Genomic DNA, 15,534 nt, shown 5'->3' with positions numbered 1-15,534 from the left:
TTCGGGCCGGCGGCCCGGCCGGTCCTCCTGCGTTCAGCGCGAGGACCGGCCGGGCTTTGTTATTTTGGGCGCCGCTGCGCCCCGGCTCGCCCCCGAGCCGCATCGTCCCACCGAGGAACCCCCATGAAGCGCGCCTTCCCCCGCACCCTCGTCGCCGCCGCCCTGCTGGCCGTCTCCGGCGCCTTCGTCGTCGTCCCGGCCGCCAGCGCCGCCGAGACCAAGCCGACGCTGCGCGCCGAAGTCGGCAAGCCGCTGCAGGAAGCGCAGGCCGCGCTGCAGGCCAAGGACTACGCCACCGCGCTGGCCAAGGTCGGCGAAGCCGAAAAGGTCGGCAGCCTGAACCCCTACGAGCAGTACCTCGCCGAGCGCCTGCGCGCGCTGGCCGCGACCGGCGCCAACGACGCGCCGACCGCGCTCAAGGCCTACGCCGCCGTGCTCGCCAGCGACCAGCTGCCGGCAGCCGACAAGCCGGCGATGCTCGAAATCGCCAGCCGCCTGGCCTACGGCGCCAAGGACTACGCCCAGGCCGCGCGCCTGCTGCAGCAGTACCGCGCCGCCGGCGGCGGCAACGACCAGCTGCTCGGTCTGCTGCCGCAGGCCCTGTACCTGTCGAACGACTACGCCGGCGCCCAGCAGGAACTCGCCGCCGTGATCGCCCGGCTCGAACAGAGCGGGCAGAAGCCGGGCGAGATCCAGCTGCAGCTGCTCGCCTCCAGCGCCGCCAAGCAGAACGACATGGCGACCTACGGCGCGACGCTGGAAAAGCTCGTCGCGCTGTACCCGCAGCCGAAGTACTGGAGCGAACTGATCGTGCGCACCGCCAGCAAGCCCGGCTTCGCCGCGCGCCTGCGGCTCGACGTCTACCGCCTGAAGCTGGCGGCCGGCGTGCTCGACTCGGGCGACGAAGCGCTCGACGCCACGCAACTGGCGATCGACGCCGGCCTGCCGGCCGAAGCCGAACACTACCTGCAGCTGGCGCAGGCCAAGGGCGCCAGCGGCAGCGCCGCGCTCAAGGTCACGGTCGCCAAGAAGCTCGCCGAAGACAAGGCTTCCCTCGCCGAAGGCGAGAAAGCCGCCGCCCAACAGGCCAGCGGCGACGCGCTGGTCGCCACCGGCCTGAACTACATCGGCTACGGGCAGTACGACAAAGGCATCGCCCTGATGCAGCAGGGCATCGCCAAGGGCGGCCTGAAGAAGGCGGACGACGCCCGGCTGCACCTGGGCTACGCGCAGGTGCTGGCCGGTCAGAGCGCCGCGGCGCAGGCCACGCTCAAGAGCGTCGCCGGCAGCGACGGCAGCGCCGATCTCGCCCGGCTGTGGACGATGCTGAAGACGGCCCGCTGACGAAGGCCTGCGGAAAAGACCGCGACACCGGCCGGCGCGTCCGGCCCTCTCGCCGCCAATGGGGCCGCCGCAAGGCGGCCTTTTTGCTGCGCCAGCGGGATGGGGGCGGCGCGCGGCGAAAGCGGGACGTAAAAAACGAAAGCCCCCGCAGAGCGGGGGCTTTCTTTCAGCGGCTTTGCAGCAGACCGCGGCGTCGCGCTTAGGCGAGGGCCTTGATCTTGGCGGCGAGGCGCGACTTGTGGCGCGCGGCCTTGTTCTTGTGAATCTGGCCCTTCGTCGCGTAACGGTCGACGACCGGCACCATCTCGGCGTACGCGGCTTCGGCGGCCTTCTTGTCCTTGGCTTCGACAGCCTTGACGACTTTCTTGATGAAGGTGCGGATCATCGAGCGCTGCGCGACGTTGCGGGCACGGCGCTTCTCGGACTGGCGGGCGCGCTTCTTCGCGCTGGCAATGTTGGCCAAGGTGAAACTCCTGAAAACTCGAAACCGAAAAACTCGGGGTCTATTCGAAAGGTCGCGGAGTATGGGCAGCGAACCTTTCCTTGTCAACCGGATCGGGCCGGCGAAACGGCTGAAATAATGAGGAAAAACCGGCCCCTTTCGCCAGTGGCCGCGCACCCTGCCGCAACTGTGGCCGGCGACCCTGGCAGATGCCGGCGCGGGGCGGCGCGATCGAGCGAAGAATTGCCGTGCGGTGCGGGCGCGGACAGCCGCAAAACGGCCGCTTGCCGCTACACTGCGCGCCCTATGTCGAAATCCCTGTTCCGCGCCTCCGGTGTCGTCGGGCTGATGACGCTGCTGTCGCGTCTGCTCGGCTTCGTCCGCGAGATCATGCTCGCCGCCAAGTTCGGCGCCGGCGGCGGCATGGATGCCTTCCTCGTCGCGCTGATGATTCCGAACTTCGGCCGCCGCATGTTCGCCGAAGGCGCGTTCTCGCAGGCTTTCGTGCCGGTGTTCACCGAGACCAAGACGACGCGGCCGCACGAAGAGGCGCGCGATCTGGTTGCGGTGACGATGGGCACGCTCGGCGGCGTGCTGTCGGTCATCACGATCGTCGGCTGCGTGGCGGCGCCGCTGCTGGTCTGGGCATTCGCGTCCGGCTTTCACGACGATCCGGCGAAGGCCGAGCTGTCGGCCGGGCTGCTGCGCTGGACCTTCCCGTACCTGATGTTCATCTCGCTGACCTCGATGGCCGGCGGCGTGCTCAATGCGTACGGCAACTTCGCGATTCCGGCCTTCACGCCGGTGATTCTGAACCTGTGTCTGATCGCCTCGGCGTTCATCGACTCCGGCTCGGTGCAGGCGCTGGCCTGGGCGGTGTTCGCGGCCGGCATCCTGCAGTTCCTGTTTCAGCTGCCGGCGCTGTGGAAGCTGCGGCTGCTGCCGCTGCCGCGCTGGGGCTGGCGCGATCCGCACGTGCGCCGCATCGTCGGCCTGATGATTCCGGTGATGATCGGCTCCTCGATCGCGCAGATCAGTCTGCTGCTGAACTCGAATCTGTCGACGCATCTCGGCGACGGTCCGGTGAGCTGGCTGTACTACGCCAACCGCCTGATGGAGTTCCCGCTCGGCATCTTCAGCATTGCGATCGGCACCGCGATTCTGCCGACGCTGTCGGCGCAGCACGCGACCCGCTCCGCCGGGCAGTTCTCGGCAACGCTGGACTGGAGCCTGCGGCTGATGCTGGTGATCGGCCTGCCGGCCGCGGTCGGCATGGTGCTGCTGGCCGGGCCGTTGGTCGCGACCGTCTACGGTCACGGCCGTTTCGCCGCCGCTGACGTGGCGATGACGACCTACGCCCTGTGGGCCTATGGACTCGGCTTCATCGGCTTTTCGCTGATCAAGGTGCTGACGCCGGGCTTCTACGCCCGCCAGGAGACGCGCCTGCCGGTGCGCTTCGCGATCATCGGCCTGTGCGCCGGCATGACGGTGAGCCTGCTGCTGTTCGCGCTGGCCCGCCATTATCACTTCGCGGCCGCGCATGTCGGTCTCGCCGCGTCGACCTCGATCACCGCCTGGGTCAACGCGCTGCTGCTGTTCCATCGCCTGCGCCGCGACGGCATCTATACCGCCAGTGCCGGCTGGGGTCTGTTCGCGCTGCGCCTGCTGCTGGCTTGTGCGGCGCTCGCCGCGCTCGTGTTGTGGATGGCCGGCCCGCTCGAATGGTGGATGGCGGCGCGGGCGCGCGACAAGGCGCTGCACACGGCGCTCATCATCGCCGCAGCGATCCTCGTCTATTTCGGCGTGCTCGCGGCGAGCGGGCTGCGCCTGCGCCATTTCCGGCGGAGTCTGGCCTGATGCGCCTCGTTCACGGCCTGCACAACCTGCCGCGCGATTGGCGCGGTTGCGCGCTGACGATCGGCAACTTCGACGGCTTCCATCTCGGCCATCGTGCGCTGGTCGCACGCACCGCAGAGCGGGCAAGGGCGCTCGGCCTGCCGCTGACGGTGCTGACCTTCGAGCCGACGCCGCGCGAATACTTCACCCCGGAGCGCGCGCCCGGCCGCATCAGCAATCTGCGCAGCAAGCTCTGTGATCTGCAGGAAGCCGGCGTCGACGTCGTCGTCGTGCAGCGCTTCGGCCGTCCGTTCTGCGGGCTCAGCGGTCTGGAATTCGTCGATCAGGTGATACGCGAGCAGCTGCGCGCGCGCGCCGTGGTCGTCGGCGACGACTTCAATTTCGGCGCCTCGCGTTCCGGCGACATGGCGCTGCTGCGTGCGCAGGGCGAATTGCACGGCTTCAGCGCCGAGAGCGTCGGCAGCGTTTGCGTCGACGGCCTGCGCTGCAGCTCGACGGCGGTGCGCGAGGCGCTCGCGGCGCCGGATCTGCGCCGCGCCGCGGCGCTGCTCGGCCGGCCGTACCGCCTGATCGGCCATGTGCGCCACGGCCTCAAGCTCGGCCGCGAGCTTGGCATGCCGACCGCGAACGTCTATCTGTTCCGGCCGCCGGCGCTGCGTCTGGGCATTTACGCGGTGAGCGCCCGCATCGGCGGCGGGGCCCGCGCGTGGCACGGCGTCGCCGCGCTCGGCGTGCGGCCGACGCTGGGGCTCACGCACTGCCTGCTCGAGACGAATCTGTTCGAGCCGCCGGGCGACATCTACGGGCAGCGGCTCGAGGTCGAGTTCCGCCACTTCCTGCGCCCTGAACTGCGCTTCGATTCGCTCGACGCGCTGAAGCTGCAGATGCACCAGGACAAGCTCGATGCGATGGCCTTTTTGGGGTTCGCGTCCGATAATTGAACGCTGATCGAATACCGATTCTCCGATTCTTCCCACGCGCCCGGTGCTTTCGCGCCGGCGCCGCCGCCGCGCTCCGCGCCACCGACCGTGACTGATTCGCACGACTACAAAGCCACCATCAACCTGCCGGAAACCGCGTTTCCGATGCAGGCCAATCTCGCCAAGCGCGAGCCGGAGATGCTCGCGCGCTGGTTGTCGGAGGACATTTACGGGCAGATCCAGAAGGCGACCGCCGGCCGTCCGAAGTTCTGGTTCGTCGACGGCCCGCCGTACGCGAACGGCGACATCCATCTCGGCCATGCCGTCAACAAGACGCTCAAGGACATGATCGTCAAGGCCGCGCGCCTCGACGGTTACGACGCTGCGTTCGTGCCGGGCTGGGATTGCCACGGCCTGCCGATCGAACTGCAGGTCGAGAAGAAGTTCGGCAAGGTCGGCCCGAAAGAAGAAGGCAAGGTCGATGCGAAGACCTTCCGCGAGAAGTGCCGCGAATACGCGACCGAACAGGTCGGCCGGCAACGCGAAGGCTTCAAGCGCCTCGGCGTGCTCGCCGACTGGGAGCGTCCGTATCTGACCATGCGGCCGTCCTACGAGGCCGAGCAGCTGCGCGTGCTGGCCCGGATCATCGACAAGGGTCACGTCGTGCGCGGCTTCAAGCCGGTGCACTGGTGCCTGGATTGCGGCTCGTCGCTGGCCGAGGCCGAGGTCGAGTACCAGGACAAGACCTCGTCGGCGGTCGACGTGAAGTTCGCCGCCGCCGATGCCGTCGATCTGGCGGCACGCTTCGGCACCGCCGATGCGACGGGCGCCGCCTTCGTGATCTGGACGACGACGCCGTGGACGCTGCCGGCGAACCAGGCGATCGCCGCCAACGCCGAGATCGACTACGCGCTTGTCGATTTCGCGAACGCCGGCCGCGTCGTCATCGCCGCCGAGCTGGTCGAGGCGACCGCGAAGCGCTGGGGCGACACCGGCAAGGTGCTGGCGACCGTGAAGGGCGCCGCGCTCGAAGGCGCCAGGGCGCAGCATCCGTTCGCCGGGCGCGTCGTGCCGCTGGTGCTCGGCGAGCACGTCACGCTCGAAGCCGGTACCGGCCTCGTGCACACGGCACCGGCGCACGGCGTCGAGGACTACGCGGTCGGCCGCCAGTACCAGCTGCCGGTCGACAATCCGGTCGGCGGCAACGGCGTGTTCGTCGCCGGCACGCCGCTGGTTGCGGGCCTGCACGTGCGCAAGGCGGAGGCGCCGATCATCGAGGCGCTGCGCGAGCGCGGCGCGCTCGTGCATCTGGCAACGATCACGCACAGCTATCCGCACTGCTGGCGCCACAAGACGCCGCTGATTTTCCGCGCCACGCCGCAGTGGTTCATCTCGATGGACAAGGAAGGTCTGCGTCAGGGCGCGCTCGATGCGATCGCCAAGACCGACTGGATTCCGGACTGGGGCGAGAACCGCATCCGCGAGATGATCGCGGTCCGTCCCGACTGGTGCATCTCGCGCCAGCGCTACTGGGGCGTGCCGCTGGCGATCTTCATCGACCGCAATACGCAGGAGCTGCATCCGCAGGCGGCGGAATTGCTGCGCAAGATCGCCGACAAGGTCGAGACCGAAGGCCTCGAAGCCTGGTTCGGTTCGACGCCGGCCGACTGGGGCGTCGACGCAGCGCAGTACGAGAAGGGCACCGACACGCTCGACGTCTGGTTCGACTCGGGCGTCGCGCATCAGTGCGTGTTCAAGTCGATGATTCCGGAAGCACTCGACGCCGACGGACTGGCGCCGCAGGCTGACATCTATCTCGAAGGCTCGGACCAGCATCGCGGCTGGTTCCATTCGTCGCTGCTGACCTCGGTGGCGATGCGCGGCCGCTCGCCGTACAAGCAGGTGCTGACGCACGGCTTCACCGTCGACGAGCAGGGCCGCAAGATGTCGAAGTCGCTCGGCAACGGCATCGAGCCGCAGGAGATCATGAAGACGCTGGGCGCCGACGTGCTGCGCCTGTGGGTGGCGTCGAGCGATTACTCCGGCGAGATCGTGCTGTCGAAGACGCTGCTGCAGCGCATCGCCGAGGCGTACCGGCGCATCCGCAACACCGCGCGTTACCTGCTCGGCAGCTTCAAGGACTTCAATCCGGCGACGGACCTGGTCGCACCGGAGGAACTCGTCGCCGTCGACGCCTGGGCGGTCGCGCAGGCCGCGGCGCTGCAGGCCGAGCTGAAGGACGCCTACGGCCGCCGCGAGTTCCATCTCGTCTATCACAAGCTGCACAACTACTGCGTCAACGATCTCGGCGGTCTGTACCTCGACATCCTCAAGGACCGTCTCTACACGCTGCCGAAACGCTCGGCGGCGCGACGCTCGGCGCAGACCGCGCTGCTGCACATCGCCGAAGGCCTGGTGCGCTGGATTGCGCCGATCCTGTCGTACACCGCCGACGAAATCTGGCAGATGCTGCCGGGTGATCGCACGGTCACCGTGTTCGCGCAGCCCTGGTACGTGTTCCCCGACGTGCCGGCCGCGACGGTCGACTGGACGGTGCTGAAGGCCGTGCGCGAGCCGGTGAAGAAGGTGCTCGAAGAACTGCGCGTCGGCGGCAAGATCGGCTCCGGCCTCAATGCCGAAGTCAGTCTGTACGCAGAAGGCGCGCCGGCCGCGGCGCTCGCCGCGGTCGGCGGCGAGCTGCGCTTCTGGTTCATCACTTCCGGCGCGCGCGTGGCGTCGGTCGCCGACAAGCCGGACGACGCGGTCGCCGCCGAGCTCGGTGAAGGCCAGACCGTCTACATTGCCGCGCAGGCCTCGCCGCATCCGAAGTGCGAGCGCTGCTGGCACCAGCGTGCCGACGTCGGCGTCGACCCCGCGCATCCGACGCTGTGCGCGCGCTGCGTCGACAACGTCTTCGGCAGCGGCGAGTCGCGGAGCTTCATCTGATGCTGCGTCGTCTGTCGCTGGCCTACGCGGCCGGCCTGGCCGCGGCGCTGATCGCCAGCATCGCGCTGTGGGCGGCCGGGCATTTCGGCCTGCTGGCGAAGCTGCATGTGGCGATCGCGCCGGCGCTCGGCCTGTACTGGCTGTATCCGCGCCTGATCGTCGGCGGGCTCTGGGGCCTGCAGCTGCTGCTGCCGATCACCCACCAGCCGTTCCTGCGCGGCATCGTCGTCAGCCTGGCGCCGACCCTGCTGACGCTGCTGTGGATCTTTCCGTTCCAGACCGGGCAGGGCTGGCTCGGCATCGAGCTGGGCCTGCTGACGCCGCTGGTGATCTGGGCGACGAATCTCGTCTGGGGCTGGACTGCGGTAATCTGGTCGCGCACCACGGGGCTTTGAGCGCTCCGCGCCCTTCACGCATGAACCGAAGCTGACGATGTCCTTTCAGTACAAGAACGTTTACTGGCTGTGGGCGACCGCGCTCGTGATCCTCGTCGACCAGATCACCAAGCAGCTGGTCGTGCGGCATCTGAACTGGTTCGATGTGATTCCGGTCGTGCCGCATCTGAATCTGGTGCACATGAAGAACACCGGCGCCGCGTTCTCGATGATGTCGGACGCCTCGCCGGTGGTCTTCGTGCTGCTCGGCGTCGCCGTCAGCATCGGCATCCTGATCTGGCTGCGCCGGCATCCGCGCGACCAGCAGCTGGTCGCGGTGGCCCTGTCGCTGATCATGGGCGGCGCACTGGGCAACGTGATCGATCGCGTCACGCGCGGCCATGTCGTCGATTTCGTCGACTTCTACGTCGGTAGCTGGCACTTCGCGGCGTTCAACGTCGCCGACATCGCGATCAGCTGCGGCGCCGGCCTGCTGATTCTCGACATGCTGCTCGACAGCTTCCGCCGCAAGCCGGCGAAGGCGCCGGGCTGAGGGAGGGACGATGGAGATCCTGCTCGCCAATCCGCGCGGCTTCTGTGCCGGCGTCGATCGCGCGATCGAGATCGTCGAGCGCGCGCTCGAGGTGCTGGGCGCGCCGATCTACGTGCGCCACGAGGTCGTGCACAACCGCTTCGTGGTCGAGAACCTGCGCGCCAAGGGCGCCGTCTTCGTCGAGGAAGTCGACGAAGTGCCGGTCGGGGCGACCTGCATCTTCTCCGCGCACGGCGTTTCGCAGGCAGTGCGCGACGCCGCGGCGCGGCGCGGCCTGACGATCTTCGACGCGACCTGCCCGCTGGTGACCAAGGTCCACATCGAGGTCAAGCGCTACTCGCGCGAGGGCCGCGAGGTCGTCCTGATCGGGCACGCCGGCCATCCGGAGGTCGAGGGCACGATGGGCCAGTTCGACGCCAGCCAGGGTGGCGCGATCTATCTGGTCGAGACCCCCGAGGACGTCGCCGAGCTGCCGATCCGCGAGCCCGAACGCATCGCCTTCGTGACGCAGACGACGCTGTCGATGGACGACACCGCCAAGGTCATCGACGCGCTGCGCGCGCGCTTTCCGCAGGTGCACGGTCCGCGCAAGGACGACATCTGCTACGCGACGCAGAACCGCCAGGACGCGGTCAAGGATCTGGCAGCGCGTTGCGATGTGCTGCTGGTGGTCGGCTCGCGCAACAGCTCCAATTCCAATCGCCTGCGCGAGCTCGCCGAGAGCCGCGGCACGCCGGCCTATCTGATCGACGGCGCGCAGGACATCCGCTCCGAGTGGCTGGCCGGCAAGGCGCGCGTCGGCGTGACCGCCGGCGCCTCGGCGCCCGAGGTCCTGGTGCGCGAGGTGATCGAGCGCCTCAAGGGGTTCGGCGGCACGCAGGTCCAGGAATTGGCCGGCCGCGAGGAGCATGTCGTGTTTTCGCTGCCGCCGGCACTGCGCCGCGCCACGCAGGGCGCCGCGGCGCCGGCGCGCTGAACGCGCCCGAGTCTACTTTCTTCGCCAATTCCGATGAGCCTGCCTGAACGGGTCGACGTCGCCATCGCCGGCGGCGGCGTGATCGGCATGGCCTGCGCCGAAGCGCTGTCGCGGCGCGGGCTCGCGGTCGCCGTGTTCGAGCGCGCCGAGTTCGGCCGCGCTGCATCATGGGCCGGCGGCGGCATGCTGTGTCCGCTACCGCCCGACTACTGCCCGCCGGCGCTGCGTCCGCTGCTCGACGAGAGCCTCGCTCAGTATCCGGCCTGGTGCGAGCGCCTGCAGCGCGAGTCCGGCGTCGATCCCGAGTACTGGGCTTGCGGCGCCGACTACTTCCCCGGCGACGGACGGCATCTCGAATATCCGGCGATGGCACAGGTGCGCAACCCGCGGCTGTTGCGCGCGCTGTTCGAGACGCTGCGCCGCCGCGGCGTCGTGCTCGCGGCGCAGACCGAGGTGCAAGGCTGGATCGAGGCGGGCGGCGCGCTGCGCGGCGTGCGCACCGGGCGCGGCGACGTTGCCTGCAGCGCGGCCGTGCTGGCCGCCGGCGCCTGGTCGGCAGCGCTCGGCGCGCCGGGCGTCGGTCCGGCCAAGGGCCAGATGCTGCTCGCGGCCGGTGCGCCAGGCCAGTTGCCGCGTCTGCGCATCGGTGCCGACGTCTACCTGATCCCGCGCCGCGACGGTCACATCCTGATCGGCAGCACGGTCGAGGATGCCGGCTTCGACACGACGCCGACGCCCGAGGCGCGCGAGCGCCTGCTGGCGCGCGCCACGAAACTGTGGCCGCCGCTCGCCGGGCTGCCGATCGTCGGCCATTGGGCTGGCCTGCGGCCGCGCTTCGACGCCGACCTGCCGCTGCTCGGCGCGGCACCGGATCGTCCGGGCCTGTACCTCGCGACCGGTCACTTCCGCATCGGTCTCACGCTCGCCCCGGCCAGTGCGGAGCGGGTGGCGGCCCGCACCCTTTGCGATCTGGGCGCCGTGCCGCCGGTGCGGCCGAACTGAGAACTGCTCGGCATCTGCTCACGTTCCTTTCCACCTAGCATCGACCCGAGACAGGCTGCGAGCGTGCCTGGTCGAGCAGGTGGAGATCGTGCTTCGCCACGATCGCGACGAGAGGGGTGCCGATGGAAGATCCGCACCGCGATCACGGTGTTCCCAGTCGCCGTCGGCCGGGACCGGCATGTCGACGGGTGTGCCAGCTCGGTCTGACGGTCGCCGAGTTGCTGACCGCGGTCGCGGTGTCAGCGGTCCTGTTGGGCCTCGGCGTTCCGGCCTTCAGCCACGCGCTGGTGGTCACCCGGCTTGCTTCGACGACGAATCAGCTGCTGCTGGCAGCGGTGACGGCACGCCAGACCGCGGCGAGCCTGAACGTGCCGGTGACCTTTTGCGCGGGCAATGCTGCGGAAGGCTGCCACGGTCAGTGGCCAGCGCGCGAATGGATCGTCTTCATCGATCGCGATCATGACGGTCACGTCGATCCGGAGGACAGTGTACGGCTGAGCGAACGTCTGCCGGCCTCGGATGACGTGCGGCTGTCGGGAAACGGCCCTTTCAAGAAGGCGGTCGTCTTTCATCCGAGCGGGGCGGCGCAGACCGCGAACGGAGCGTTCGCGGCGGGGCGCCTGCGGATCTGCACGACCCGACTCGGAGCCGGTAACGCCACGGATCTGGTGCTGATCGGCAGCGGGCGCTTCGAGCCCGAAGCGCGCGACTTCGCCGGGGAATGTCCGCCCGCGAGCTGATGCCGCCTACCAGCACTCGGCGACACCCGCCGAACCGGTCGCGCCGCGCGTGCCGGTATGGTCGAGCGTCAGGGTGCCGCAACGCGTATCGCGATCCGCCTGCGCGTCGATCGGGACCGCCTTGAGCGTGTAGGCTGCAGCCGCAACCGATTCGAAGGCGTAGCTATAGTCCTTGCCGGTGTTCTGATCGGATGCGCAATCGAGCCCGAGCGCCTGCAGCGCGGCGCTGTTCATGGCATTCCCCGCGAGATCCTCGTCGTAGCGCAGGTTGGTCGTGTAGAAGCGCTCCATGAACGTGGCGTAGCTCGACAGGCACACTTCGGCGGCCCGGCGCTTGGTCTTGGTGATGGAGTTGATGTACGACGGGTAGGCGATCGCGGCGAGAATGCCGACGATCGCCACCGCGATGATCAGCTCGATCAGCGTGAAACCGCTCTGGCGGCGCGCGCCGGTCGATCGGCGATGGTGTTCTGACATGGTCCGCAGGTCCTCGTTCATTGCCGGATCAACTCGCGCCAGGACAGGCGCTGCAGCCCGCCCGGCGTGCCGGCGGTGTTGACCTTGCCGGTCGACGCGTCGTCGAAGCTGATCAGCATGGTGTTGCCGACGAAGATCGGGTTATTCGGAATCGAGCTGAAGCCGACGCCGGCGACGATGTAGGTCGTTCCTCCTGCCGTGATCTTGTCGCTGTCGTTGAACTGGTTGTCGCCGTTGATATCGAAGAAGGTCGAGCCCGGCGGCGCGCCGCTGAACGGATTGATCGCCATGATCCAGCCGCGACCGGTCGGATTGCACGGATCCGAGGATTCAGGGATGCGCGTCGTGCCGAGCAGCAGATTGCCCTGGAACTGGTTGGGCGTGACCATGCGTTCGCCGTTCGCCGCGCCGGAAGGCGGGACCAGATCGATGTACCAGCCGGATTTGCCGGCCATGTCGCCTTCCGACGGGCTGGAGAGTGCGCGGGCAGCCAGCGACGACGAGGTCGCTGCCTGCTCGGCGACGATCTCGCGCTCGGTGAGGTAGGTGCGCCCCTGGCTCAGGTGCGGGACGAGGCTGCTCGACTGGCCCGCTCCCGCCTGGGCAATGATGCCGTACCAGGTCTGCACGCTGTCGTCGGCGAGATCGGTCTGCGTCAGATAGCGGCCGGTGCCGAAGAACAGCCAGAGATTGCCCGTCGACGGATCCCTGCCGGCGAGCATGCCGCCGGTAATGGATTGCACACCGTTGTCGGCGTCTCGGGCCTGGAAGATTGCCGAGCTGGTGTTGGCCGCCAGATCGAAAGCCCAGACGTTGCCCAGCAGGTCGCCGGCGTAAGCCGTGGTGCTGATGCCGTTCGTCGCATTTGCCATCCAGACGGCGGGCGCCGCCAGGCCATTGCCGGTCGTCGAGTTCGTCGCATGGACCGTCAACGCGCCGCTGGTGACGGAGAACTGCAGCAGCGCCGCGGTGCCGGCGCTGCTGTTGTAGCCGTTGCCGAGCAGGACCGACCACGAGCCGTCCGCAGTCTGGGCGACGACCGGCTTGCCGATGCTCTGGCCGATGTACTCGCTGTTGGTCTGGCCGTCACCCGCCGAGCGTTCCCACAGCAGGGTCGGCGTGGCGGGATCCGTCACGTCGAAGGCATAGACCGCCCTGGCCGTGCCGCGGCCGGTCGTCCCGACGAGGACCGTATGCCAGGCCGATGAGTAATAGACGTCGGCAACGGTTAGTTCGCCGTCGTTGAAGAACTGATGCGGCACGCTGTTGCTGCCGTAGTTCGGATTGCTCAGATCCTTGACCCCGTTGAGGATCACGGCGTTGGGCAGATAGGCGAAGACCTCGGCGCCGCTGGCGGCGTTGAAGGAGTGCAGCATGCCGTCATTGGCAGCGACCCAGAGGCGCGGGCTGCGGTTCACCTTGCTCGCGGCGAACGTCGAATAGCTGGACGATCCGGTGAAGGTCTTGCCGAAGAACAGATTGGCATCCGGAGCACCGACGTAGACCGGCTGCGAGCTGATGATGTCGCCGAGTGCCGTGTCGCGATTGCGATAGATCCCGCCGTTTTTCTGCTCGCGGCTGGCGTCGCCGCGCAGGTAGCCGACGACGGCGTTCTGCACTGCAGAGGTCGATCCGAGCGCGGTTTTCTGCGCGCTCGAGAGATTCGGCGGTGCAGTCGTGTCCGACGACCCGGCGGTGAAGTCGACGAACTGCGAGCCGCTCGTGGCGCTCGGGTTGTAGGTCTTGATCGTACGGCTGGCTGCGGCTGGCAGCTGGTTGGACGCAACCCAGAACGGGGTCGAGGCGATGGCGCCGGTGCTCGGGTTGACGGTGAAGGCCTTGAGGTCACCTTTCCATTTGCCCGTCGAGTAGACGGCCTGGTAGGTGACGGTGCCGGTCTCCAGCTTGGTGCTGTTCGCCGCGAGACTGGCGCCGGAACCGTTGCGCTCGGAGACGCGCTTGAGCGCATCGCTGAGCGCGTTGGAAAAATCTTCCGGGCTGGTTGCCGAATAGAAGCCGCCGTGGCCGTTGACCGCGGCGTGCGCCATGTCGGCGATGTTGTTGATGTTGTCGCCGCTCGGTTGCGGCCAGCTGAAGCCGCTGATCGGGCTGCCGCCGTTCGCCCAGTTGAAGATCTGGCTGACGGTGGTGCCGGCCGGGGCGATGTTCGTCGGCGTGAAGCCAAGGCCGAGCGTGAACGTCGTCATATGCTGCCAGAATGCTTCGTCTTCGGTGCTCGTCGGCACTTCGTTGCTGGTATCCGGGCGCAGATCCGACAACCAGTAATACATGGCGACGTCGGCGAGCGTGTTCGAGTAGGTGTCGGCGTAGGGCTTCAGCGGCAGGCCGGCACTGTTGGTCGCCGTCGCGTCATAGGTGTAGGACTGGCCGTTCGGACCGGTGTTCGTGACGGTCGCTTGCGTCGTCGTGGTGGTCGTGGTGACGGAGCAGGTCGAGCCGCTCAGCGTTCCGCCGTTCGGGCAGCTCCAGGTGCCGTTGTTGTAATAGCTGTTGGTGCCGTCCTTCTTGCACTGGCCCTTGCGATTGCCGCTGGTGATCGGTGTATAGCCGACCGGGCAGCTGAGCGTGGCGTTGTAGGTGGACGTCGTCGTGGTGGTCGTCGAGCCGCCCGGTGCACCGTCGACGTTGGTGGTGTACGGCGAGGACGGCAGTCCGGTGCTGCTTTCGTTCCAGAAGCCGTCCGTGGTCAGAATCGTGTAGGACTGCCGGCAGGCGAGTTCCACGGTCGAGCCGTCGGCAGTGGACTGCCACGGCTGCGCGGTCTGGTAGTAGCGGCCGACCGCATTCAGAGCCTGCCGCAGCGGTGTGCCGCCGCTGGCAGTGGCAGCGGCCAGCCAGGTCCAGAACTGGCTCTTCTGCGACGAGCTGCTGGAGCCGCTGCCGAATGGCTGGACCTGAGCGATGTAGTTGCTGCCGTCGTTGTAGTTGTCCGTGTAGGTGTAACGCGACGTCGGCAGATTCGTGTAGTTGTTGTTGCCGGAATCGCCGCCATCGATCGAGCCGAAGCCGTAGCGGATCGTCGGATCGAGGTTGGCGAAGGCGTTCATCAGGCCGCTCTTCGCCATCAGAATGCGCGTGTGGTAGTACGAATACCAATTCGCGACGTTCTGGCGCGTGGCGTCGCTGTCGTCGCAGACGGAACTCGAAATCTGCGACGAGGCCGCGGCACAGGAACCGCTGGTGCCGACGTAGTGGCGCGTATAAGTGCTGCCGCTCTTGACGGTGTAGGTGAACAGGTTGGTCGTCGTGGTCGTAGTGCCTGAGCAGATCGAGCCACTGCGGGTTCCTCCGTCCGGGCAACTCCATGTGCCGCTGTATGTTCCGTAATACGAGCCCGTGCATTTGCCGGTGGAGAGGTTCGGTGTTCCACCATACGGACAGCTGAGCGTCGCCGTGTAGCTGAACGGGGTCGAGACAGAAACTGCGGTGGTGTAGGCGATGTCGCTCGAACTGCGTCCGGATCGGCTTGTGTCGCTGGAGCCGTCGTAGGAGCTCAGATTCACCGTTCCCTGTGACTGTTTGAAACCGTTTTTCCAGGCGGCTGTAAAGCTTGCGTTCGGATAGCGCGTCGCGCCGTCGGAGGTATAGGGCGGGGTGTAAGTGACGCTGGGGTTGTAGTACAGCCCGTTGACGCTCGAGCTGACCAGTGCGTCGGCCGTGGTGCTGCTCAGATAGCTGTAGTCCGGCATGACGTCCCAGGCCATCGAGCCCGAATCGTCGAGCATCAGCACGATATTCGGCGGCAGCGACTGCCTGACCGTGAGCGGCGACTGATCAATCGTCACGGCCTCGGCGGTGGGCACGGCGAATGCCACCACCAGGCCAACGAGCCAAGCGGCGCCGCGACTCGCGTGGCGCCGTACGTACGCTCCTGCGTTCATG

At 67.9% G+C, this 15,534-nt stretch carries 12 protein-coding genes; 9 read left to right on the top strand and 3 right to left on the bottom strand.

Annotated features, from left to right (window positions below):
• Window positions 1-123 precede the first annotated feature (123 nt).
• The gene (locus H149_RS0106280; RefSeq protein ID WP_020648891.1) at window positions 124-1,344 is read left to right on the top strand and encodes a hypothetical protein; all 1,221 of its coding nucleotides are present in this window, start codon (window positions 124-126) and stop codon (window positions 1,342-1,344) included.
• A 199-nt stretch (window positions 1,345-1,543) separates the two neighbouring features.
• Here H149_RS0106280 and rpsT read toward each other — a convergent pair whose 3' ends face one another.
• A complete protein-coding gene (gene rpsT / locus H149_RS0106275; RefSeq protein WP_020648890.1) occupies window positions 1,544-1,807 on the bottom strand; it encodes a 30S ribosomal protein S20 in 264 nt (87 codons plus the stop codon).
• 285 nt (window positions 1,808-2,092) lie between these two features.
• Between rpsT and murJ the strand changes: the two genes are divergently transcribed.
• The 8 genes from murJ (at window position 2,093) to H149_RS19985 (ending at window position 11,154) form a co-directional block, all read left to right on the top strand.
• The gene (murJ, locus tag H149_RS0106270; RefSeq protein ID WP_020648889.1) at window positions 2,093-3,643 is read left to right on the top strand and encodes a murein biosynthesis integral membrane protein MurJ; all 1,551 of its coding nucleotides are present in this window, start codon (window positions 2,093-2,095) and stop codon (window positions 3,641-3,643) included.
• A complete protein-coding gene (locus H149_RS0106265) occupies window positions 3,643-4,584 on the top strand; it encodes a bifunctional riboflavin kinase/FAD synthetase (protein ID WP_020648888.1) in 942 nt (313 codons plus the stop codon). The genes murJ and H149_RS0106265 overlap by 1 nt, the downstream gene beginning before the upstream one ends.
• A 144-nt stretch (window positions 4,585-4,728) precedes the next feature.
• A complete protein-coding gene (ileS, locus tag H149_RS0106260) occupies window positions 4,729-7,509 on the top strand; it encodes an isoleucine--tRNA ligase (RefSeq protein ID WP_051101811.1) in 2,781 nt (926 codons plus the stop codon).
• A complete protein-coding gene (locus H149_RS0106255; RefSeq protein WP_020648886.1) occupies window positions 7,509-7,904 on the top strand; it encodes a hypothetical protein in 396 nt (131 codons plus the stop codon). Before ileS ends, H149_RS0106255 begins: the two co-directional genes overlap by 1 nt.
• A 37-nt stretch (window positions 7,905-7,941) precedes the next feature.
• On the top strand, window positions 7,942-8,436 hold the full coding sequence (gene lspA / locus H149_RS0106250) for a signal peptidase II (protein ID WP_020648885.1): 495 nt from the start codon (window positions 7,942-7,944) through the stop codon (window positions 8,434-8,436).
• A 10-nt stretch (window positions 8,437-8,446) separates the two neighbouring features.
• Window positions 8,447-9,412 carry a 4-hydroxy-3-methylbut-2-enyl diphosphate reductase gene (ispH, locus tag H149_RS0106245; protein WP_020648884.1) on the top strand — a complete coding sequence of 322 codons (966 nt, stop codon included), beginning with the start codon at window positions 8,447-8,449 and terminating at the stop codon, window positions 9,410-9,412.
• Between the two features lie 33 nt (window positions 9,413-9,445).
• Window positions 9,446-10,414 (top strand): NAD(P)/FAD-dependent oxidoreductase, encoded by a 969-nt coding sequence (locus H149_RS19990; RefSeq protein ID WP_020648883.1) that lies wholly within the window; start codon window positions 9,446-9,448, stop codon window positions 10,412-10,414.
• A 122-nt stretch (window positions 10,415-10,536) separates the two neighbouring features.
• Window positions 10,537-11,154 carry a GspH/FimT family pseudopilin gene (locus H149_RS19985; RefSeq protein WP_083930842.1) on the top strand — a complete coding sequence of 206 codons (618 nt, stop codon included), beginning with the start codon at window positions 10,537-10,539 and terminating at the stop codon, window positions 11,152-11,154.
• A gap of 6 nt (window positions 11,155-11,160) precedes the next feature.
• Here the strand turns inward: H149_RS19985 and H149_RS24185 are convergent, their stop codons facing one another.
• Both H149_RS24185 and H149_RS22045 read right to left on the bottom strand, forming a co-directional pair.
• On the bottom strand, window positions 11,161-11,652 hold the full coding sequence (locus H149_RS24185; RefSeq protein WP_020648881.1) for a type IV pilin protein: 492 nt from the start codon (window positions 11,650-11,652) through the stop codon (window positions 11,161-11,163).
• On the bottom strand, window positions 11,649-15,533 hold the full coding sequence (locus H149_RS22045) for a pilus assembly protein (protein ID WP_154654660.1): 3,885 nt from the start codon (window positions 15,531-15,533) through the stop codon (window positions 11,649-11,651). Before H149_RS22045 ends, H149_RS24185 begins: the two co-directional genes overlap by 4 nt.
• Between the last annotated feature and the right edge of the window lies 1 nt (window position 15,534).

The sequence above is a fragment of the Solimonas variicoloris DSM 15731 genome (assembly GCF_000382285.1).
In the GTDB taxonomy this organism is placed as follows: Bacteria; Pseudomonadota; Gammaproteobacteria; order Nevskiales; family Nevskiaceae; genus Solimonas; species Solimonas variicoloris.
This window is presented reverse-complemented; position numbering and strand designations above follow the sequence as displayed.